Below are 21107 nucleotides of genomic sequence, written 5' to 3'. Positions count from 1 at the left end.
CAGACCATATATTTCTAAGCCGTTACGGCAAAGCTTTTCTTGAACTTGTTGATTGCGTCAACGAGAGCTTTCTCGTTGTCGCCAGCAAGGTCCTTCGTATCACGGATCGATTTGCCGATTTCCGGGCTGTTCGAATCCAGATAAGCATGGAACTCTTTCTCGAAGCGAAGAATGTCGCCGACAGGAATTTCATCCAAGTGACCTCTAACAGCGGAGTAGATCGAGATAACTTGCTTCTCAACCGGCATCGGCATGTTAACGTCTTGCTTCAGAATTTCCATCGTGCGCGCACCGCGGTTAAGGCGGGCAAGCGTCGATTTGTCGAGGTCGGAGCCGAATTGCGAGAACGCTTGAAGCTCGCGGTATGCCGCAAGGTCAAGACGGAGCGTACCGGCTACCTTCTTCATCGCTTTAATTTGAGCGGAACCGCCGACACGGGATACGGAAATACCAACGTTAACCGCTGGACGTTGACCCGAGTAGAACAGATCGGCTTCAAGGAAGATTTGACCGTCAGTGATCGAGATTACGTTCGTTGGAATGTAAGCCGATACGTCGGATGCTTGTGTCTCGATGAATGGCAATGCAGTCAAAGAACCGCCGCCTCTTGCATCGCTAAGCTTCGCAGCGCGCTCAAGCAAACGGGAGTGCAAGTAGAATACGTCACCAGGGTAAGCTTCCCGACCCGGTGGACGGCGGAGCAAGAGCGAAAGCTCACGGTATGCTGCCGCTTGTTTCGACAAGTCATCATAGATAACGAGAACGTGCTCGCCTTTGTACATGAAGTACTCACCCATCGAGCAGCCTGCATAAGGAGCCAGGAAGAGCAATGGAGCTGGTTCGGAAGCGCCAGCCGTTACAACGATTGTGTAGTCAAGCGCGCCATGACGGCGAAGCGTTTCTACAACGTTAGCAACAGTGGATTGCTTTTGACCAACCGCAACGTAGATACATTTCACGCCGTTGCCTTTTTGGTTAATGATCGCGTCGATCGCGATCGCTGTTTTACCCGTTTGACGGTCGCCGATGATAAGCTCACGTTGGCCGCGGCCAACCGGTACCATTGCGTCGATCGCTTTGATGCCTGTTTGCATAGGCTCATGAACCGATTTACGGTCGATAACGCCTGGTGCAGGCGATTCAATTGCACGGAATTGAGTCGTGTTGATTGGTCCTTTGCCGTCAAGCGGCTGACCAAGCGGGTTAACTACGCGGCCAAGAAGCTCTTCGCCGACTGGTACTTCCATAATACGGCCAGTACGTTTCACTTGGTCGCCTTCGCGGATGTCCGTGTATGGTCCGAGGATTACGACACCGACATTGCTTTCTTCCAAGTTCAAGGCCATGCCTACAACACCGTTAGCGAATTCGAGCAGTTCCCCCTGCATCGCGTTTTCCAAGCCGTGTACACGGGCAATACCGTCACCGACATTGATTACAGTGCCGACGTCAACAACTTGAATTTCGGATTTATAGTTTTCGATCTGTTGTTTAATCAGCGTGCTGATTTCATCAGGTCTAATACTCAATTCGTTCACCCCTATCTACCATGCATTAGATTTTAAACGATTTTTGTAAACGATCCAGCTTGCCGGACAAGCTTCCGTCATATAGACGGTCGCCGATGCGCACTTGTACGCCGCCGAGCAGGGAAGGATCCACGATTTGCTGTGCAATAATTTTTTTGCCGGTCAATTGTCCGAATTGAGCTGCTACGTTAGCAAGCTCCTCGCCGCTGAGCGATTGCGCGGAATATACCGTCGCATGCGCCTGACCAAGCGAATCCCCCGCAATTTTCGTATACGCTGCGTATACTTCAACAAGATTATCCTGCCGTCTGCGCGAAATTAGAATTTCTATAGTATTTAGAACAAGCGCGGAGATGCTGTCGCCAAAGGCCGCTTTAATTACCGCAACTTTTTTGCTTGGATCAATGTTAGGCAAGGAAAGAAATTTTTGAACGTCTGCGTTTTGTTCCAATGTTTCAACAATCAGCTTCAGTTCAGCTTCCACTTCAGCAACGATTTGCTGCGAAGCGGCAACTTCGAACAACGCTTTAGCGTAGCGCTTCGCTACGACCGAATTGCGGCTCATTTGCTTCCAACTTCTTTCAGGTATTGATCAACCAACTGCTCCTGTGCCTTCTCATCCACTTGCTTCTCGATAATTTTCGATGCGATCTTAACAGAGATACCGCCAACTTCGGAACGAAGAGCTGCAATCGCTTTGTTTTTCTCGCTTTCGATATCTTTGAGAGCGTCGTCTTTCAGGCGGGAAGCTTCGGATTTCGCCGTTTGCACGATATCGTCCGCTTGCTTCGAGCTTGTCGTTCTCGCTTGCTCGATAATTTCATAGGCTTCCTTGCGCGCTTGTTGCAGCGCTGCCTTCTGCTCTTCCATTTGCTGTTCAGCAGCTTTACGGCTGGAATCCGCTGTATTCATCTGTTCGAGCACCAATTGTCTGCGCTTCTCCATTACACCGAACAATGGACCGAACGCGTACTTGTTCAAAAACCAGTACAAAATGCCGAACGAAATAATCGTTATTAACATCGATTCCCAATTCAAACTCATTGAAGCCACTCCTTTCTAACTGCAGTAGTGTCTAAAAGCGTATTTTCATAACGAAGGCGAAGAGGGCTAGGCCTTCCCCGCCAATCATGACTGTTTGCAATTAAGCGCTGAAGAACGCCAAGAAACCGATAACTACGCCGATGATAGGCACAACTTCGACGATACCTACACCGATAAACATCGTTGTTTGAAGCTTCGATTGAAGTTCTGGTTGACGAGCGATACCTTCAACTGTTTTGCTGACGATCATACCGTTACCTACGCCTGCGCCAACTGCGCCCAAACCTACTGCCAATGCTGCTGCCAAGATTTCCATTTTTAAAATCCTCCTCGAGATATGTTTGTTTTTTGTTTGTATAACCAACCCGGAGCTTTATGAGCTTGTCCGAGTTTAAAGCGTTATTTTAGTGATGTTCATCCGCTTCATCATGGATGGCAGCTTGCGAAATATATACCATCGTCAGAATCGTGAACAGGAAAGCCTGAATGCCGCCTACGAATAAGCTGAAGCCTTGCCATGCCATCATGAACGGGATACCGACCCAGTTAAGCATCAGAATCGTGGAGATTAGAACCTCGCCCGCATAAATGTTAGCGTACAACCGAAGCGCCAGCGTTACCGGCTTTGCAACAGTCTCGATGATGTTGACCGGCAAGAAAATCGGGAACGGATGGAAGTAATGCTTCAGATAGTGCTTTCTGTTCTGTTTAAGGCCAAGGAAGTGGACCATCACGAATACGATAATCGCAAGGCCAGCCGTGACGTTAATGTCCGCGGTCGGCGATTTCCAGAAGGCAACGTGCGCTTCGCCGTGATGCTCGTCCAACATTTCTTGCGTAATGCCAATCGCGTTGTTGACGTGATGCGCCTCGAAAGTGACACCGAATGGCAAACCGAGCAAGTTGGAGATGAAAATGAACATAATAAGCGTCATTCCTAGCGATAGGAAAGGCTTAACCCGATTGAGCGGCATTGCACTGGCAATGACTCCGTGTACGAATTCAACGACCCACTCCAGGAAGTTTTGCATCTTGCCTGGATTCGTCACCGACAGATTGCGAACGGCCAATCTTGCCACAATCATCGTAATGACAACGGATACGAATAATGCGATAACGGTCGAGAGATCAATGTTGAGCGGCCCAAGATGCACTATGGGAAATTCATGCATGTAAAATTTTCACCCCTTTCCGCTAAGACTGTCGTTTGTTATGAATATAAGCTGCTGCCAAAAGAATAAACGGCATAACCATACAGCCGATTAACGCGGCCGGCATGCTGAACTTCTCCGGGAAACGATAGGCGATCATGGCTACCAAAAGCACGGTCGCGATCCGGCTTCCGAGTCCGAGACCCATCTTGCGCGGCCCGGTTCCCGCTGCACCTTGTGTAACCATCTCCACGCGGCGTCTCAATAAAAACGCATTCATGGAACTTGCCGCCAATCCTAGAAGAAGGCCGAGTGTGACAATACGCCATTCCGGAGCGAGAGCCCATACCAGCAGACAAGCTGCCAGCAGATACAGAAGCACCCGAACTGCCGTCTTCATAATGTTATCCATCGGAATCCTCCAGAACCCTCTTTACAATCAGAATGGCTGAAAGAATGCCGACAGCCAGACCGACAAGCAGACCCGACATCTTCCAAGCCATCTCGCCGCCGAAGCGGTCCGCGCCCAAAGAGCCGATCCAGTACCCCAAGAAAATACAAACTGCGACATTGATTCCGAGAGCGCCTACAAGTCCGGCAGCCAGCAGCGGATTGTCCCTTTTGCTATTTCTATTCATGGCATGTACCCCTGTCAATCCTCATATATTTTATCGAAGCGGCGCTGGTTTTGTCAATTGATATAACTGCAAACATTTAGTGAACATAATGCACAAAACCCTTGATTCTACTAGTGTTCCGAGCGCTCAAAACCGTACAGTACTACTGTATGCTGTACATCAACCTTACAGTAGGCTGCACGCATGTAAACTATGAACGTTCTGTGAACGAGTCGGGGCGCGACTTTCTTCTGCCAAAATGATGCAAGATCGCCTCTACAATGCGCTCCGACGCCTTGCCGTCGCCATACGGATTGGCCGCACGGCTCATTTTTCCATACAGCTCGGAATCGTTCAACAGCGCCTTCGCTCTGTTGTAAACCGTTTCTTCGTCCGTACCCACGAGTTCAAGCGTTCCGGCTTCAATTCCTTCCGGACGCTCCGTCGTATCGCGAAGCACGAGAGTCGGCACGCCGAACGACGGCGCCTCCTCCTGCATGCCGCCTGAATCGGTCATAATCATGTACGTATGCGGGTAGAAATTGTGGAACTGGAATACATCCAGCGGATCGATCAGTTGGATACGCGGGTGATTGCCAAGAATCTCGTTCGCCGGCTCTCTTACCGCAGGATTCAGATGGACCGCATACACGACAACGACGTCTTCATGCTCGTCCGCAATACGCTTCACCGCGCGGAAGATGTTCCGGTGTGGCTCGCCTAGCGATTCGCGGCGATGCGCCGTCATCAGAATCATCCGTTTGCCCTTCGCCCAATCGAGCACAGGATGCATGAACGATTCATCCACCGTATATTGGAATACGTCAGTTGCCGTATTGCCAGTTACATAGATCGATTCATCGGACTTGTTCTCTTTGCGCAAATTGTTCGCCGACCACTCCGTGGGAGCGAAATGCACATCCGAGAGAACGCCTGCAAGCTGCCGGTTCATCTCCTCCGGATACGGGGACAGCTTGTTCCACGTCCGTAGTCCGGCCTCAACATGGCCTACCTTAATTTGTTTAAGGAACGCCGCGTAGCTGGCTAGAAACGTCGTTTGGGTATCTCCGTGCACGAGCACGATGTCTGGCTTCGCTTGCTGCAGCACCGGATCGAGGCCTTCAAGCACCCGTACGGTGGTTTCTGTCAGCGTCTGGCGATCCTTCATTACATTCAAATCATAATTCGGCTCAATCTCGAAAAAGTCGAGCACCTGATCCAGCATCTGACGATGCTGTGCCGTCACGCATACGATCGATTCGATCTGATCGTCATGCTTCTGCAGTTCAAGAACAAGCGGGGCCATCTTGACTGCTTCCGGACGCGTGCCGAAAATGGTCATTACCTTCAGTTTGGACAAAAGATTCCACTCCTATTAATAGTTGCCTTCTGAGGCTCTAATTAGTCCCGAACATGCGGTCTCCCGCGTCGCCAAGACCTGGTACGATATAGCCCTTCTCATTCAGGCGCTCGTCTAATGCAGCGATATAAATATCTACGTCCGGGTGAGCTTCCTGAACAGCCTTCACGCCTTCAGGTGCAGCAATCAGACACATCAATTTGATCTGGTCGCAATTGTGGTTCTTAAGCGAGGAGATAGCGGCAATAGCCGAACCGCCCGTTGCCAGCATCGGATCGATAACGATCAGTAACCGATTAGGGGCATCTGTCGGCAAGTTAATGTAATATTCCTTCGGCTGCAGCGTCTCATGATCGCGAGCGAGTCCGATATGCCCGACCTTAGCGGATGGAATAAGCTTAAGTATGCCGTCGACCATGCCTAGCCCGGCGCGTAGAATCGGCACCAATCCAAGCATGCGGCCCGATACGACCTTGGCGTCTGTCACAGCGACAGGCGTTTCCACTTTAATCGTGTCCAGCGGAATGTCTCTCGTAATTTCATAAGCCATCAATGTGGCTACTTCGTCAACCAATTCCCGAAAATCTTTCGTATTCGTTTCTTTATTCCGAATAAAAGTCAGCTTATGCTGAATTAAAGGATGGTCGCAAATGATTAGTTTGCTCATGGAGCGTAATTCCTCCTGTATATAGTTGTAGGCTTGACACAATCCCAACTATTATAGCATTGTAAACCCCGCGATGCATCTTGAGTTTTTTTACTTTTTCAGTATGTCCAAGCCTGCACGGCTAATGCTGTGGCTTGTCGATAAATGCTGACGCATAGACCCCTCAACGTTGCCCAGCCTCCATAAGCGCATAGATACACATACAGACACACACTCGCTCGTTCCAGCTAACCTATCCGCTCCGTAAGAGCTCATATGCGCTTACAGATGCGAACACTCACCATTCGGAGCGTTGTAAGAGCATATACGCTCTTACAGACACACACTCGCTCGTTCCAGCTACCGTATCCGATCCATTAGAGCACAAATGCCACTTCTGGCAAGCAATGCAGCACTTCAAACAACCCGTGTCCTCCCTAGGAGAACACGGGTTGTTTCTTTTACACGACTTACTTGTAGCTAGCTTCCACCGCCGCAGCCGCCTCCGCCTCCGCAGGAAGAGCCGCCTCCGCCATCGCCTCCGCTGCTGCCGCAGGAGGAATCGCCGCCATGACCACCGCCGGAATGACCGTCATGGCCTCCGTCATGTCTGCCATCATGCGATGAGCCGCTGCATGCGTATGCTGAATCGCCGCTCGAATTCGATTTGCGCTCCTCATCACTCTGCAAATCGTCCATCTGCCTTGCGAAATCATTGGAATGATGAAGAGAGTTGAAGATGAGCATACCTGATAGGAAGGTGATCCCATCCATGGAAGGATTATGCGAGCCGTTCGTGAACGAGCGGCTATTTCTACTCCGGGCTTGATTGCGCCTAGCGGCACCAAGCTGCTCCTTTAACCGGCCAATCAAATGATCAATTATACCGCCGATATCGGAGTGCTTAAGCGGAGCTTTGCCGTTGAACCATTCCTGCTTCAGGCGACCCTCGCCCCATCCTTCAACCTCATCGAGCTTCGTCTTCGGCAGCGGCGTGCGGTAAAACGTACCCCACACCCTTCCGCTCGCCGGCGTGCGCTCGAACAGCTCACCGTACACCCAGTCGAACCACGCCCGCTCGCCCGGATCGGGCTGTACACCCGCCGCATGCGGAGCATGATGAATAAGGTCGCCGCTAAATTTAGTGCAGAATTGCTCGTATTCCCGCGTGAACATTAACATCTCATGCCAGATCGCATCCGCCGAACGGCTGTACATCGGCACGCTTCTCACCGTAGCGCACATCAGAAAGTAACGCTTCAGCTCAAACCATGTCCATTTCCACTCGTTATCGGTCAGACGAGGCTGCTCCTTCAGCACACGCTCCTTAATGCGAGCTTCGAAATCAAGACCGAGGGCCGATTCCAGCCTCTCCGCTGCAGATCGGGCTGGATGCCCGTATGGCACGCCAAGCGCCTGAGGCGGCTCCTCTGCCGGCCATGAAGCATAATATCGTTTCATACTTCCGGGGCCTCTGCCGGAGTACGACTGCCGACTAGACTTCGCTATGTTGATAACAATGATTACAACAACAATAATGACGACTAGAAAAACGAACATTCCGGGTACAAATTGATTCATTGCTTCCGTCCTCTCCATCCAACTGTACTACCCATATTCTAACACAGGAAGGGACATTAGGCTCTAAATTGCTTAACCTCATACTTATCAAAAAGAGCCGTACGGCAGCCGATAATCGGCCTGCCATACGGCTACTCTTCATTCATTATGCGTAGTGGCACGCGGCGAAATGTCCTTTTCTTGTTTCGACAAGAGCAGGCTCGTCCACCTTGCAGCGATCGGTCGCGATTGGGCAGCGCGTATGGAACTGGCAGCCCTTCGGAGGGTTGATCGGGCTCGGCAGATCGCCAGTCAGTACAATCCTATCCCGTGTCGCTTCAACCTCAGGATCGGCAATCGGGATAGCCGACATTAGCGCTCGCGTATAAGGATGCGCAGGCGTTGCGTACAGGTCATCACTGGAAGCAAGCTCTACGATTTTGCCTAGGTACATAACCGCAACGCGGTTGCTAATATGCTTAACCATCGACAGGTCATGCGCGATGAACAGATAAGTCAGACCCATCTTGCGCTGCAAGTCCTGCATCAAGTTAACGACTTGAGCTTGAATGGATACGTCAAGCGCGGAGATCGGCTCATCGGCAATGATGAACTTCGGATCGACCGCAAGCGCCCTAGCAATACCGATACGCTGGCGTTGGCCGCCGGAGAACTCATGCGGATAACGCGTCGCATGGCTCGGATTAAGACCAACCAAATCGAGCAAGTTCTCGACTTTTTTCCGACGTTCCTTGCCACCGCTGGCGAGGTTATGAATATCGAGCGGCTCCCCGATAATGTCCATAACCGTCATGCGGGGGTTAAGCGATGCGTACGGATCTTGGAAAATCATTTGCATATCGCGGCGAAGCGCCTTCAGCTTCGAGCCCTTCAGGCCATAAATATCTTTGCCTTCGAAGGCAACCGAACCGCTCGTTGGCTCATAGAGACGCATAATCGTACGGCCAGCGGTTGACTTGCCGCAGCCCGACTCTCCAACGACGCCAACGGTCTCGCCCTTCTGAATCGACAAGCTAATATCGTTAACCGCTTGAAGTGTCGTACCGCCTCCGAGATTGAAAAACTTGCGTAAGTTTTTCACTTCAATCAACGACTGGCTCATACCGACACCTCCCGTTTTGCGGGTTGCGCATAAGGATGCGCCATCCAGCAAGCCGAAGCATGCGACTCGCTATCGCCTACTTGAAGCAATTCAGGATCGTTATCGACGCAGACGCGCATCGCCTCGTCGCAGCGCGCACAGAAGCTGCAGCCTACAGGCGGCTTGATCAAATCCGGCGGCATACCGTATATCGGAACGAGCGGCTCGTCCTTCTTCTGATCGAGACGCGGCACAGAGCGCAGCAGCCCCTTCGTATACGGATGCTTCGGATTTTTAAATATTTCCCACTTCGTTCCCGTTTCCACGACTTTGCCTGCATACATGACAATAACGCGATCGCACACATCGGCTACAACGCCAAGGTCATGCGTAATAAGAATAATAGAAGTGCCAAGCTTATGCTGCAAATCTTTCATCACTTGCATAATTTGCGCTTGAATCGTAACGTCAAGCGCCGTTGTCGGCTCGTCGGCTATAAGCAGCGACGGATTGCTCGCAAGAGCGATCGCAATCATCGCCCGCTGGCGCATGCCGCCCGAGAACTGATGCGGATATTGTTTCACGCGCGAAGCCGGATTCGGAATGCCTACGAGCTCCAGCATCTCAATGGCTTTAGCGCGAGCTTTCTCGCCGCTCAAGCCTTGATGCTTCACAAGTCCTTCCGTTATCTGACGGCCGATCGTCAGCGTCGGGTTCAGCGAGGTCATCGGGTCTTGGAAGATCATCCCCATTTCCTTGCCGCGCACGTCCTCCATCTGCCGGTCGCTCAGCTTCAATATATCTTTGCCTGCGAACTGAATCGAGCCTGTCGTCTTCGCCGGCGGGGACGGAACGAGCCGCATAAGAGATTGCGCCGTGACGCTCTTGCCGCAGCCGGACTCGCCGACAATCGCTACCGCCTCGCCTTTATTCACATGAAAGTTGACGCCGCGCACCGCTTGCACGATGCCGCCGCGAACTTTAAAATCAACGCGAAGGTCTTTGACTTCAAGCAATCTTTCCATCATGGTCCACCTCCTACTTCTTCATCTTCGGATCAAGCGCATCCCGCAGACCATCACCGAAAATATTGAAACAAAGCATCATCAAACTAATAATTACAGCCGGGAACCACATTCTCCAAGGATATAGCGTCCATGCCTTAATCGCATCGTTAATCATTGTACCAAGCGATGCTGCAGGCGATTGCACGCCGAGGCCCAGGAAGCTGAGGAACGCCTCCGCGAAGATCGCACTCGGTACGGTCAATGTCAGCGTTACGATAATCGGCCCCATTGCATTCGGGATTAGATGGCGGAACAGAATACGCGGCGTGCTTGCGCCAAGCGCTTGCGCAGCCATGACGTACTCCTGGTTTTTGAGCTGCATGATTTGGCCTCGGACAAGCCAAGCCATATTCACCCATCCGGTTATACTGAGCGCAAGTACAATCGTGAACATACTAGGCTCCATAATAACGATGAGCAAAATAATAATCAGCATGCTCGGTATAGAATATATAATCTCGCAAAAGCGGTTAAGAATTTCATCGACACGACCGCCGAAATAACCCATAATACCGCCCATAATGACACCGACGACAAGATCGGCAAGCGCCGCATACAAGCCGACCTGCAACGAAATTCCCGTTCCCATCCACGTACGGGCGAACATGTCACGGCCGAGATTATCGGTACCGAACCAATAGGTTCCGTTCGGCGCAGTGTTCTTTTCCGTCAAATGGTTAGTCGAGAAGTCATGTCCTGCAAGCTTGGAAATCCACGGGCCTGCAATAGCCATAATCACAATAGCAATGAGAAGCGCAAGACATATCATCGCCATCTTGTTCGCTTTCAGTCTGAGCCATGCATCCTTCCAAGCTGAAATACTTTCGCGAACGACCGTCTCCGTCTTCTTCTCTTCCTTGGTCAGCTTGACAAAGTCATCAGGGGTCAACAGTTTATCCGTTGCCATGATTCAGCCCCCCTTCCCTTTGCTTAACTTAATTCTCGGATCGACGAAGCCGTATGCAACGTCAGTTAAGAACCGCGCAGCCATCAGAATAATGCCGTAGAACAACGTAAGGCCCATAATAAGCGTATAGTCGCGGTTCGTAATACTTTGAACGAAAAACTTGCCAATGCCGCCGATGCCGAATATTTGTTCAACGACGACAGAGCCTGTAATAATATTCGCCGTCATCGGACCGATGTAGGTCACAACAGGCAGGATCGCATTGCGAAGGGCGTGACGAACAAGGATGATACGTCCGCTAAGCCCTTTGGAGCGAGCCGTCTTAATATAGTCAGCGGATAGAACCTCAAGCATTGTCGAGCGAGTCAGGCGCGCTATGAATGCAGCGGGTAAGAACGACAGTGCTAGCACCGGCATAATGTAGTCGCTCCAGTCATTCAGACCGGATACGTCAAGCCAGCGGAGCTTCAGGCCAAAAACGTATTGCAACGCCGACGCCGCAAGGAAGTTCGGAATCGAAACCCCAAGCACGGCAACGACAATCGTAAGGCTATCCAATAATTTTCGATGGTTTAGCGCGGCAATAATGCCTAGAATCAAGCCTGCGGCAACGGAAACAATAATTGCCAGCACGCCGATTTGCGCGGAATACTTAAAGCTATCGTTAATAATGCGTGTAACGGACATATACTGCTGCTTCATCGACATACCTAAGTCTCCATGAAGCAAGTTGTTCAAATACATCAGATATTGCTTCCATACCGGTTGATCTAAACCGTACATGGCAAACAAATGTTCTTTAATCTTCTCGGGGATCGCTTTCTCACGCAGGAACGGATCGCCTGGAATGAGCTTCATCAAGAAGAAGGTTGCCGACGCGAGAACGAACAACGACACAATCATCGACAGAAACTTTTTGGATACGTATTTTAGCAATGCAACGGACACCTCCTTACCAAGCGTAAACGGCTGTCGCCGTCCATTGGCGGCTAAAGCTAACGTTTCGCGGAGAAAAAACTTTGACTCTCTCCTATTTCAAAAGAAAGGGATATATGCTGCTCGCATATATCCCCGACTTCAAGCGTTGGACTCACATTATTTTGCTACATAGTAGCCGCGAGTGTACTCAATGTCGCCTTTGTAGTCCAGGTAAATATTTTCGAATCCTGGTTTCAGCAGGTATACGCTGCTGTAGTAGTAGAGCGGCAAGATAGGCAATTGCTCCATCAAGATTTGTTCTGCTTCTTTCATTGCATCTATGCGTTCTTGTTGGTCGCTGCTTGCGTATGCTTTTTTGATCAGAGCATCGTATTCAGGAGAAGCAAAACCAGTGTTGTTTTGTCCGCCTTTCGTTACGAACATGTCCATGTACGTCATTGGATCGTTGTAGTCCGCTCCCCATCCAGCGCGTTGGATATCATAGTTCATAGCCGTACGGTTCTCAAGGAATACAGCCCATTCTTCAGCTGCAGTCGTAATCGTTGTAATGCCCAGCTCTTTCTTCCACATGTCAACAATCGCATCAGCAATTGCTTTGTGTGTGTCGTTCGTGTTGTACGTCAGCTTCACTTCCGGGAACGAAGTAAGGCCAAGCTCGGACAATCCTTCAGCAAGCAATTTCTTAGCTTCTTCGATATCTTCTTTGAAGAAGTCGTCCTTCACTTCGTCGCGATAGTTGCCGTTCACGCCGACGATGCCCGGAGGTACGAACCCGAATGCGGGAAGCTCGCCTGCTTGCGTAATGTTCTCAACAATCAGTTGACGATCGATCGCCATCGCCAGTGCCTTACGTACTTTCACGTTGCTGAATGGCGCTTTCTCTGTGTTGAACATGTAGTAGTACGAGCTAGCCGTACCGATTTGGTTGAACTCGTCTTTCTTCGATTCAGCAAGAACAGGGATTTGCTCTGCTGGGATTTCGCCAGTCGGTTTGCCTGTGTAATCAAGCTGATCCGTTTCGTAGTTTGCAAGCTCAGTTGCGGAGTCGGCAATCATCGTAAAGTCAACGCTAGTGAACTTTACTTCGTCCTTCGCATAATAGTTCTCGTTCGGAACGAGCTTCATGGACGTATTGTGCTGCCACTCGCTAATTTTGAAAGGACCGTTGCCGATGATCGTTGCAGCGTCAGCTGCCCAAGCAGCGTTGTCCTTAGCGGATTGGTGAACAGGGTTGTAAGTGTAGAACGAAGTCAAACCAAGGAAGTAAGGAGTTGAAGAGTTAAGCTTAACTTCCAATGTTTGAGCGTCCAGCGCTTTAACGCCTACAGCGTCGGCATTCGTTGTCTTGCCTTCGTTGTAATCTTGAGCGCCTACGATGTAATAGAATTGGTACGCGTATGTCGATCCAACAGCAGGATCAAGCACGCGTTTCCAAGAAAATTCGAAGTCATTAGCGGTTACTGCATCGCCATTGCTCCATTTTGCATCAGAGCGAATTTTGAATGTGTAAGTCTTGCCGTCTTCAGACACTTCCCATGACTCAGCCATACCTTCGACTGTTTTGCCGGATTCGTCCTTGCGTGTCAAGCCTTCGTAAATACCCGTTGCTACAGTACCGGACACGTTGTCTTCCATCAGTGCCGGGTCAAGACTTGGCGGTTCGGAATGGAGGTTCAAGCGGAAAGCTCTTGCTTCCTGAGTACCCTCGGAATCACCGTTGCCGGAGTTGTTCGGATTTGCAGGGTTGTTGTTTTTGTTGCCGCAGCCAGCCACGATGAGCGTAAGCACCAACAAAAGCGTTACATACGAAAATACTGATCTCTTTTTCACTTCATTTCCTCCCCTGATTTTGTATCAGAAGTAATTTATTGTAACATTAAAAACGCAAAAATTAATGATTAATAATTATACAAAGTGCATAAAAATTCATTTTGCATAATTATGAATCTGAATGAATAATTAATTCATTAATTTTCACGAAAATAATATACTATTACTCTGAATTTAACGTAGAAAATATATACTAACGAATATTACATTGTCAACAACCTAAAAATTGGCACGTCAGCTTTTTGTCAGAAACGATTTTGCTGGAAATTCGACAAATCCCTTGTCGCATATAGGATGCTACAAATTTCAAAAAATACACTTGCGGTAAATTTTACTTTAAAAAATATTTTATCGGTGCTTACAAATCGTTTGTAAGTAGCTTTTGGATATTTGAATAAACATGCAGGCTTTCGTTCCTATCATGCATGAAAAAAAGCCCGTGACATCGACTTCGCGTCGATACACGGGCTTTTTTTCATTTATTATGCAATCGATTGTATATTGATACTGTATAGCGTATTAGTAAGTCATTCCAGGATAAAGCGGGAATTTAGCCGTCAGGTCACGAACCATGCCGCGCGCTTTCTCAAGCACAGCCTGATCCTCGGCATTGTTCAGTACCAGAGCAATAACCTCGGCAATGACTTTCATCGCGTCTTCGTTCATTCCGCGAGCTGTTGCAGCAGGCGTGCCTACACGGATACCGCTTGTTACGAACGGGCTGGTCGGATCGAAAGGAATCGCGTTTTTGTTAACCGTAATACCCACTTCATCCAATACATGCTCAGCCGCTTTGCCTGTAATGCCAAGATTGCGCGTGTCGATCAGCATCAAGTGGTTGTCCGTACCGCCGGAAACGATGTTAAGTCCGCGGGACAACAATTCTTCGGAAAGAACCTTTGCGTTCTTTACGACGTTTTGTGCATATTGCTTAAACGAAGGCTGAAGAGCTTCGCCGAAAGCAACTGCTTTTGCCGCGATAATATGCATAAGAGGTCCGCCTTGGGAGCCTGGGAATACCGCTTTATCGATCGCAGCAGCCCATTCTTTACGACAAAGAATCATACCGCCGCGAGGTCCGCGAAGCGTCTTGTGCGTCGTTGTCGTTACGAAATGAGCATGAGGCACCGGGCTCGGGTGAAGGCCAGCAGCTACAAGACCTGCGATGTGCGCCATGTCTACCATGAACAATGCGCCAACGTCGTTCGCTATTTTAGCCATAACTTCGAAATCGATAATGCGCGGGTATGCGCTCGCACCTGCTACGATAATACGCGGACGGTGCTTGAAAGCTAGCTTGCGAACTTCTTCATAATCGATCGTGAAGGAGTCTTCTTGCACGCCGTACGCTACGAAGTTATATAGCAAGCCGGATGCGTTAACCGGGCTGCCGTGCGTCAAGTGGCCGCCGTGCGCCAGGTTCATGCCGAGAACGGTGTCGCCAGGCTTAAGTGCGGCAAGATATACAGCCATGTTAGCTTGTGCGCCGGAGTGAGGCTGAACGTTCGCGTGCTCTGCACCGAACAGTTCTTTTGCACGATTGCGGGCAAGATCCTCAACGATATCGACATGCTCACAGCCGCCGTAGAAGCGTTTGTTCGGGTAACCTTCCGCGTATTTGTTCGTGAGCACCGAACCCATTGCTTCAAGAACGGCTTCGCTTACGATGTTCTCGGAAGCGATTAATTCGATGTTGTCGCGTTGGCGCGTCAGTTCTAGGCCCATTGCCTTTAGCACTTCTGGGTCTTGCTTACGTAGGTTTTCCATGTCATTAGTTCCTCCTTAGGTTTAAAAAAAAGATTATATAGGTTTGAATCCTGTATCCCTATTTGAAAGAAATCTGAATCAGTCGCATGTGCCGCTCGTTTGCTCCGGCTTTGCCGCAGCTTCATCAAACTCATACACGGCGCGGATGCCGCCGATCAGCTTCGGTCTCGTGAACGCCATCGTAACATGGGCGCCGCCGATGCTCTTAATCGATGGCCGAACCGGTACGGCAACGCGCTTCAAGTGCATCCCAATCAGCGTATCGCCGATATCGATGCCCGCATGTGCCGCCACCGTCTCGACTAGACAAGCTCCCGGGAGCGTCCGATAAGCGAATGCGGCCATTGAACCGCCCGCCTTCGGAATCGGAACTGCCGCTACAAGCTCCAGACCGAGCCGCTCAGCAACCGGCTGTTCGATAACAAGCGCGCGATTCAGATGCTCGCAGCATTGATAAACGGGATGAAATCCGATTTCCTTGCGAACAGCCTCGACACCGGCGAATATTCGCTCGGCGGTATCCAGCGTGCCTGCCGTTCCGATGCGCTGACCAAGCACCTCGCTTGTACTAACACCTATAACGAGCAGCTGTCCAGCCGACAATCCGCCAGCCGAAGCAAGTTCCCTTATGATCGTTTCTACATTCGAAGCAATCGACTCCAGCGGATCGCGAACATTCATATATGCTTCCGTCATATCGATTACACGGATTTCGAAGCAAATTGTTGTTCGATTTGAGCTAATTTATTCAATCGGCCCTGGTGGCGCTCACCTTGCGAGAACGGCGTTTCCAACCAGATACGAATGATTTCCTGAGCGACGCCCGGACCAATTATTCTCTCACCCATGGCAAGCACGTTCGTATCGTTATGCTCGCGAGTCGCTTTAGCTGAGAAGAGATCATGAACAAGCGCACAGCGAATGCCCTTCACTTTATTAGCGGCAATCGACATCCCAATGCCCGTCCCGCAGATCAGAATGCCGCGATCGGCTTCTCCGTTCGCAACGAGATCACATACAGGAAGCGCGTAGTCCGGATAATCAACCGATTGACTGCAGTCGCAGCCTACATCGACAATTTCATGTCCCAACGATTCAATGAAGGGCACGACAACATCCTTTAGCACATAGCCGGCATGATCGGCTCCAATTGCAATTTTCATAGGTTTTTTTGACCTCCCTCGAACTCAATTACAGTCTTATTATACCTGCATTTGTCAAGCGTAAACGGCCGATCAGGACTATAGGCTGTTCAGCGTTCGTTTCACGGAGAATTCTAAGCGGCTCATAAGAAGACAGACCTTATGAAGACAAAAAAAGAGCATGACATGCTTGTTAGCATGTTGCTCTTTGCCCAGGCGACCGGCCGTATGATCCGATGCTCCACCGTGGTTAGCCCACTTCCGTCGCCAGTTACATCGGAAACCTAATTTGTATTTTTATCATAGCCGATAAACGACAAAAAATCAATCAATTGCAAACACCTATGACAGTGCGATTTATCGCTTGGAAATCTTATCAAGCAAACGGACAAGCGCCGTCTCGATTTCCTGCGCGCAGCTAGCATATAAAGCAAATGAGCCGCCGAACGGATCAGCGATGTCGAAGTCAGGAATGCGCCGTTCCAGTTCAAGCAGACGCGTGCGTTCCAAGGACGTAAGCTGCTGACCGAGAGCCTGCTTCATGTGCATGTCCGTATAAAGCCCTTCAAGCTCCTCAATATCGGCAAGAACACGCTCGTCTATGTTGGTGTATTCCTTAAGCGTATACGTCTTGTCAACCGCTTCAGGAAACCATTGAAGCAGCCCTCTCTTATGTCCGGAGGTCATCGTCAATATAAGATCTGCCCATTCAACCGCTTCAGCGGTCATCGCTCTGGAAGATCCCTTATGATCGATATCGCGTTCGCGAAGCGTGTCCAGCGCATGTTTCGAGACTGGAAGTCCGTCAACCGTCGATACGCCTGCGGAACGAACAGCAACCGTAATCCCTTTCATATGGGCCATTCGTTTCAGCATCGCTTCCGCCATTGGGGAGCGACATGTATTGCCGGTACACACGAATAAAATACGTTTCATGCCTGCTGCCTCCTTATCATGTCGCGTTAAGGTGAAACGGCTGTCGCCGTCCTTTGGTGGCGCTGCGCGTTTCATTCCGAGAAATATAGAGAAAGTATGGCTTAATGATATACTTTCCTATATTTCAAGCGTAACCGACTATCGCCGATTTTTGGCGGCAAAAGCTAATTTTTAAAAAGATTTTATAAAACTAATATTCCATTCGTTTCATACAAAACGCATAGTGCAGCCGCATTGTGCAACTCGCACAAACTTGCAGCACATTCACTTAACTAGATAGTACCGAAAAAGACCGATTACGTCCAGCATCGGCAGCATGGAAAGGCATGTCCCGTCAGAAGATGAACAAAATGCCGAAGACGAATAAAATAGCACCGCCAAGCGCTTCTCCATACTCGCCAAGATCTGCGCTTACCTTCCGTCCAAGCAACAGCCCCATTATCGACATTAAACCGCCGAAAATGCCGAATAGCAATACCGTCAGCCATATATCCGCCGCAAACATGCCAAGCGTAATGCCCACGGAAAATGAATCGATGCTTACGCTAAGCGCGAATACAAGCAATCCCCATGTGGTGCGGTGATCGAATGACGTGACGGCATCGCCCCGCAATGAGCTGTATATCATATGTCCGCCAAGCAGCAGTAACAGAATACCTGCCGCGATCGTAGCCACACTGCCAAGGAGCCCGCTTACGAACTGCCCCATCACGATGCCGCCAAGAGGCATGATGATATGAAACAAGGCAATGACCGAGCTAAGCTTCAAAATATCTTTGATCCGAATGCCTCTCAAACCAATACCGAGCCCTAGCGAAAAAGCATCAAAACCTAACGCTACAGCCATGATAAGCAGCGTCACGAATTGTCCTGCATGCAAATCAGCCTCGACCACAGCCTATCTCCTCCATGTCCGTCACATTCTATACCAAACATATGCGAACAAGTGGACAAACAGACTACAATCATTGCAATCGAATGATTCGATTGCCTGCGGCTTTCGCCATACGGTTCATAAGCGCTTCACCGATTCCGTGCTCGGGGGCGCATTCGGCCCAGATGCGCTGTACCTTCGCAGCGTCGAATTCGCGCAGCGCGGCATACAAGCGATGAGCGGCTTCTTCAAGCAAATTCTCGCTTCCGCAAGACAGCACAAGATCGCCTTCATAGAAGGCGATTCGTTCTTCAAAGGCTAATACGCCGGTCGTCTCTCCGCGCTGCTTGGCTTTCTCGACCTCAACGCGGATGTAGGCAGCCACCTTAGCTGGCTCGCCTTGTACGAGAGTAAGCTCACCCTGCGGGGCGTAATGCGTATACTTCATGCCGGGCGACCTTGGCGCGGCTTCCGACTCTGCTGCGTCGGCGCCTTCGATGACCGCATGGGGGAATGCGGCTCTCAGCGTTTCCTGCGTAATTCCGCCGGGGCGCAAAATACGAATCGTTCTATCGTCGGCGAGCTCTATGACGGTCGATTCGAGACCGACACCCGTCGCTCCGCCATCGACGATGCCGTCGATTCTTCCTTCAAGGTCCTCCAGCACATGCGCCGCAAGCGTCGGGCTTGGTCTGCCTGATCGGTTCGCGCTTGGCGCGGCGACCGGGCAAGCGGCTCGTTCGATGAGAGCAAGCGCCGCTGGATGGTCCGGCATGCGAATGCCGACAGTGGCAAGACCGGCCGTAACAAGCGGTGACAGCTTGTCTTCGCGAACAGGCAGCACAATCGTAAGCGGCCCTGGCCAGAAGCGCTTCATAAGCTGTGCGGCAAGCGGCGGATAAGGCTGTACGAGCTCATCCGCTTGGCTAATGCTAGCAATATGCACGATTAGCGGATTATCGGACGGACGTCCCTTGGCCGTAAATATCCCTTGAACCGCAGCTGTATTGCGAGCATCTGCTCCTAAGCCATAGACCGTTTCGGTTGGGAAGGCGACTAGACCTCCATCCTGCAGCACGGCGGCTGCTTCTTTAAGACTCAAGGCAGTTGCAGGCTCGCCTAACTGAACTTGCCATATTGTTGTTTTGTTCATCGTATCGTTCAATCCTTGCTTATCCATGATTGTGTTGCTTATAAAAGCATTATAGCACAGCCACTTGTAAGCAAGCCTTTTCGTTAGACGAAGAGAGCTTTGATCCAGTTAAACAGCTTTTCGAGCATCTCCCACAGGAAAAACTTCGCTTCAGGCGCGGACGGTTGCTCGGATTGATCGTCTGGCTGCGCTTGCTTGTCGACCGATGGCTCTACCTGCGCCGCTGCCACCGTTGATGCTCCTGCAACCGCTTCGCCGGATGCTCCGTCAACGAAGCATAACGGAGGGAAAAGCACGCACCACCAGTTTTGACCGTTGCCTGCGCCAAGCGTAATGCGAACCGCCTCGTAATCGCCGGCAGGATACATTTCGCTGCCGTACATTTTCGTAGGAAAAGGAACAACGCCAAGCTCAGCGTTCGAGCCGTATGTGAAGCCGCGGCTGGCAAGCACCTCTGCCGTAATCGCCTTGATTTCCGGCATATGAGCTAAAATCGTTTGGCGGGCTTCCTCGATCGTTTGCGGACCGCTAACCCAAGTGCCCATCGCTTTGACGATCTCGTCGCGCACAACGCGCTTCACCGCTTGGTCGGCAGGACTATCCGAATTGGCTAAAATACGAAGGCGAATCGCTTCCTGCGGAATTTCTCCGCTTGCGATCGCTGTATCCATGCGGCCGGTTTCCCAGCTCATAATCAACATAATAAGTACAAATACAACTAAACCGTAGCTATTGCGGTAACGAAATTTGGATTTGGAGGAATAAGGCTTAACATTGGTATAAGAATGATTGGAATAATGGCTGGACATACACAAGCTCCCCTCGCGCACCCGTCGGTGCGACTGCTTGCGTTCCGGAACGTCTATGTGTATCAGTATGTCCGGCAATCCTAGCAAGTAAACCTATCAATCTATGAATTTTACTCTCCGAGAGGAAAGAAGAAGTGTGAGCATACTGGGTTAATTTGCTTTTGAGTGGAAAACATACAGCCAAAACCGCCTAAACGAACAAAATTCATCTTCACATGCGTGTTAGCTTGGATAGAATCCATTTAAACTGGGAGAATGGGTTGATTAGCTTCTTTTGATTGGATGAAATCCATTCAAAGCCGAGGGCGTCGCGTTAAGTTGAAGGTAGTGCGAGAGTGGAGGCGCGGATTCTCTCCGCGCCCGGAGTTGTTCGCAGCCGCCTAGTTGCGCGGCTGCGATTGTGTAGCGATGACATGGCGCTCGATGCCGCCATAATCGGTAATGATGCGTATGTCTTCCCATGCGGACATACGCTCAAGCATGTCTGCGACGAGGCGAGGCTGGCCGATGCCGAGCTCGAAGGCAACAATGCGCGGCAGCACGGCAAGCTGCGGTAGCTGCTCGATCATGCGGCGATACGGGTCAAGCCCGTCTTCGCCGCCGACCAGCGCGAGGTGCGGCTCATAGTCGCGCACCTCGCGCTGCAGCCCTTCCATATCCGCCGCCGGTATGTA

Annotated in this window: 22 protein-coding genes, 1 pseudogene and 1 riboswitch; all 23 genes and pseudogenes read right to left on the bottom strand. The window is 50.5% G+C overall.

Translation table 11 applies throughout. From position 1 onward, the window contains the following. Positions 1-14: 14 nt before the first annotated feature. The gene (gene atpA, locus V8F51_RS28535; protein WP_337103902.1) at positions 15-1529 is read right to left on the bottom strand and encodes a F0F1 ATP synthase subunit alpha; all 1515 of its coding nucleotides are present in this window, start codon (positions 1527-1529) and stop codon (positions 15-17) included. 25 nt (positions 1530-1554) lie between these two features. Beyond that, complete coding sequence (locus V8F51_RS28530) at positions 1555-2094, bottom strand: F0F1 ATP synthase subunit delta (RefSeq protein WP_337103901.1); 540 nt, start codon at positions 2092-2094, stop codon at positions 1555-1557. Beyond that, a complete protein-coding gene (gene atpF / locus V8F51_RS28525) occupies positions 2091-2573 on the bottom strand; it encodes a F0F1 ATP synthase subunit B (protein WP_337103900.1) in 483 nt (160 codons plus the stop codon). Before atpF ends, V8F51_RS28530 begins: the two co-directional genes overlap by 4 nt. 100 nt (positions 2574-2673) lie before the next feature. Beyond that, complete coding sequence (atpE, locus tag V8F51_RS28520) at positions 2674-2889, bottom strand: F0F1 ATP synthase subunit C (RefSeq protein WP_307204792.1); 216 nt, start codon at positions 2887-2889, stop codon at positions 2674-2676. An 88-nt stretch (positions 2890-2977) separates the two neighbouring features. After that, positions 2978-3745, bottom strand: coding sequence for a F0F1 ATP synthase subunit A (gene atpB / locus V8F51_RS28515; protein WP_337103899.1), 768 nt, complete (start codon positions 3743-3745; stop codon positions 2978-2980). Positions 3746-3767: 22 nt separating this feature from the next. Next, entirely contained in the window at positions 3768-4136 is a 369-nt protein-coding gene (locus V8F51_RS28510; RefSeq protein WP_337103898.1) for an ATP synthase subunit I, read from the bottom strand. Beyond that, positions 4129-4362 carry an AtpZ/AtpI family protein gene (locus V8F51_RS28505; RefSeq protein ID WP_337103897.1) on the bottom strand — a complete coding sequence of 78 codons (234 nt, stop codon included), beginning with the start codon at positions 4360-4362 and terminating at the stop codon, positions 4129-4131. The genes V8F51_RS28510 and V8F51_RS28505 overlap by 8 nt, the downstream gene beginning before the upstream one ends. 190 nt (positions 4363-4552) lie before the next feature. Further along, positions 4553-5701, bottom strand: a complete 1149-nt coding sequence (gene wecB, locus V8F51_RS28500; protein WP_337103896.1) for a non-hydrolyzing UDP-N-acetylglucosamine 2-epimerase — start codon at positions 5699-5701, stop codon at positions 4553-4555. Between the two features lie 37 nt (positions 5702-5738). Then, positions 5739-6368 carry a uracil phosphoribosyltransferase gene (upp, locus tag V8F51_RS28495; protein WP_337103895.1) on the bottom strand — a complete coding sequence of 210 codons (630 nt, stop codon included), beginning with the start codon at positions 6366-6368 and terminating at the stop codon, positions 5739-5741. Positions 6369-6827: 459 nt separating this feature from the next. After that, entirely contained in the window at positions 6828-7928 is a 1101-nt protein-coding gene (locus V8F51_RS28490) for a hypothetical protein (protein WP_337103894.1), read from the bottom strand. Positions 7929-8073: 145 nt separating this feature from the next. After that, on the bottom strand, positions 8074-9030 hold the full coding sequence (locus V8F51_RS28485; protein WP_337103893.1) for an ABC transporter ATP-binding protein: 957 nt from the start codon (positions 9028-9030) through the stop codon (positions 8074-8076). Further along, on the bottom strand, positions 9027-10034 hold the full coding sequence (locus V8F51_RS28480; protein WP_337103892.1) for an ABC transporter ATP-binding protein: 1008 nt from the start codon (positions 10032-10034) through the stop codon (positions 9027-9029). Before V8F51_RS28480 ends, V8F51_RS28485 begins: the two co-directional genes overlap by 4 nt. A 13-nt stretch (positions 10035-10047) precedes the next feature. Beyond that, complete coding sequence (locus tag V8F51_RS28475) at positions 10048-10983, bottom strand: ABC transporter permease (protein WP_337103891.1); 936 nt, start codon at positions 10981-10983, stop codon at positions 10048-10050. A 3-nt stretch (positions 10984-10986) separates the two neighbouring features. Next, positions 10987-11919: an ABC transporter permease gene (locus tag V8F51_RS28470; RefSeq protein WP_337103890.1), complete on the bottom strand. Its 933-nt coding sequence runs from the start codon at positions 11917-11919 to the stop codon at positions 10987-10989. A gap of 159 nt (positions 11920-12078) precedes the next feature. Continuing rightward, on the bottom strand, positions 12079-13752 hold the full coding sequence (locus V8F51_RS28465; protein WP_337103889.1) for a peptide ABC transporter substrate-binding protein: 1674 nt from the start codon (positions 13750-13752) through the stop codon (positions 12079-12081). 519 nt (positions 13753-14271) lie between these two features. Further along, the gene (gene glyA / locus V8F51_RS28460) at positions 14272-15519 is read right to left on the bottom strand and encodes a serine hydroxymethyltransferase (protein WP_337103888.1); all 1248 of its coding nucleotides are present in this window, start codon (positions 15517-15519) and stop codon (positions 14272-14274) included. Between the two features lie 78 nt (positions 15520-15597). Continuing rightward, positions 15598-16215, bottom strand: a complete 618-nt coding sequence (locus V8F51_RS28455) for a TIGR01440 family protein (protein WP_337103887.1) — start codon at positions 16213-16215, stop codon at positions 15598-15600. A 5-nt stretch (positions 16216-16220) separates the two neighbouring features. Further along, positions 16221-16682, bottom strand: a complete 462-nt coding sequence (gene rpiB / locus V8F51_RS28450) for a ribose 5-phosphate isomerase B (RefSeq protein ID WP_337103886.1) — start codon at positions 16680-16682, stop codon at positions 16221-16223. Positions 16683-16864: 182 nt separating this feature from the next. Next, a riboswitch (ZMP/ZTP riboswitch) is annotated at positions 16865-16946 on the bottom strand. A gap of 72 nt (positions 16947-17018) precedes the next feature. Further along, on the bottom strand, positions 17019-17597 hold the full coding sequence (locus V8F51_RS28445; RefSeq protein WP_337103885.1) for a low molecular weight protein arginine phosphatase: 579 nt from the start codon (positions 17595-17597) through the stop codon (positions 17019-17021). A gap of 334 nt (positions 17598-17931) precedes the next feature. Further along, positions 17932-18444, bottom strand: a complete 513-nt coding sequence (locus V8F51_RS28440) for a manganese efflux pump MntP (RefSeq protein WP_442956504.1) — start codon at positions 18442-18444, stop codon at positions 17932-17934. Positions 18445-18562: 118 nt separating this feature from the next. After that, positions 18563-19651: an L-threonylcarbamoyladenylate synthase gene (locus V8F51_RS28435; RefSeq protein ID WP_442956502.1), complete on the bottom strand. Its 1089-nt coding sequence runs from the start codon at positions 19649-19651 to the stop codon at positions 18563-18565. 56 nt (positions 19652-19707) lie between these two features. Next, positions 19708-20433 carry a stage II sporulation protein R gene (spoIIR, locus tag V8F51_RS28430; RefSeq protein WP_337103883.1) on the bottom strand — a complete coding sequence of 242 codons (726 nt, stop codon included), beginning with the start codon at positions 20431-20433 and terminating at the stop codon, positions 19708-19710. A 380-nt stretch (positions 20434-20813) separates the two neighbouring features. Further along, a pseudogene (locus V8F51_RS28425) lies at positions 20814-21107 on the bottom strand (protein-(glutamine-N5) methyltransferase, release factor-specific); the annotation flags it as partial.

The sequence above is a fragment of the Paenibacillus sp. YIM B09110 genome, from assembly GCF_037167145.1.
Taxonomy (GTDB): domain Bacteria; phylum Bacillota; class Bacilli; order Paenibacillales; family Paenibacillaceae; genus Pristimantibacillus.
This window is presented reverse-complemented; position numbering and strand designations above follow the sequence as displayed.

Coding starts and splice junctions, on each gene's coding strand:
- V8F51_RS28530 (WP_337103901.1), bottom strand. CDS start 2,094: ATGAGCCGCAATTCGGTCGTAGCGAAGCGCTACGCTAAAGCGTTGTTC.
- atpF (WP_337103900.1), bottom strand. CDS start 2,573: ATGAGTTTGAATTGGGAATCGATGTTAATAACGATTATTTCGTTCGGC.
- atpE (WP_307204792.1), bottom strand. CDS start 2,889: ATGGAAATCTTGGCAGCAGCATTGGCAGTAGGTTTGGGCGCAGTTGGC.
- atpB (WP_337103899.1), bottom strand. CDS start 3,745: ATGCATGAATTTCCCATAGTGCATCTTGGGCCGCTCAACATTGATCTC.
- V8F51_RS28510 (WP_337103898.1), bottom strand. CDS start 4,136: ATGGATAACATTATGAAGACGGCAGTTCGGGTGCTTCTGTATCTGCTG.
- V8F51_RS28505 (WP_337103897.1), bottom strand. CDS start 4,362: ATGAATAGAAATAGCAAAAGGGACAATCCGCTGCTGGCTGCCGGACTT.
- upp (WP_337103895.1), bottom strand. CDS start 6,368: ATGAGCAAACTAATCATTTGCGACCATCCTTTAATTCAGCATAAGCTG.
- V8F51_RS28490 (WP_337103894.1), bottom strand. CDS start 7,928: ATGAATCAATTTGTACCCGGAATGTTCGTTTTTCTAGTCGTCATTATT.
- V8F51_RS28485 (WP_337103893.1), bottom strand. CDS start 9,030: ATGAGCCAGTCGTTGATTGAAGTGAAAAACTTACGCAAGTTTTTCAAT.
- V8F51_RS28480 (WP_337103892.1), bottom strand. CDS start 10,034: ATGGAAAGATTGCTTGAAGTCAAAGACCTTCGCGTTGATTTTAAAGTT.
- V8F51_RS28475 (WP_337103891.1), bottom strand. CDS start 10,983: ATGGCAACGGATAAACTGTTGACCCCTGATGACTTTGTCAAGCTGACC.
- glyA (WP_337103888.1), bottom strand. CDS start 15,519: ATGGAAAACCTACGTAAGCAAGACCCAGAAGTGCTAAAGGCAATGGGC.
- V8F51_RS28455 (WP_337103887.1), bottom strand. CDS start 16,215: ATGACGGAAGCATATATGAATGTTCGCGATCCGCTGGAGTCGATTGCT.
- rpiB (WP_337103886.1), bottom strand. CDS start 16,682: ATGAAAATTGCAATTGGAGCCGATCATGCCGGCTATGTGCTAAAGGAT.
- V8F51_RS28445 (WP_337103885.1), bottom strand. CDS start 17,597: ATGAAACGTATTTTATTCGTGTGTACCGGCAATACATGTCGCTCCCCA.
- V8F51_RS28440 (WP_442956504.1), bottom strand. CDS start 18,444: ATGGCTGTAGCGTTAGGTTTTGATGCTTTTTCGCTAGGGCTCGGTATT.
- V8F51_RS28435 (WP_442956502.1), bottom strand. CDS start 19,651: ATGGATAAGCAAGGATTGAACGATACGATGAACAAAACAACAATATGG.
- spoIIR (WP_337103883.1), bottom strand. CDS start 20,433: ATGTCCAGCCATTATTCCAATCATTCTTATACCAATGTTAAGCCTTAT.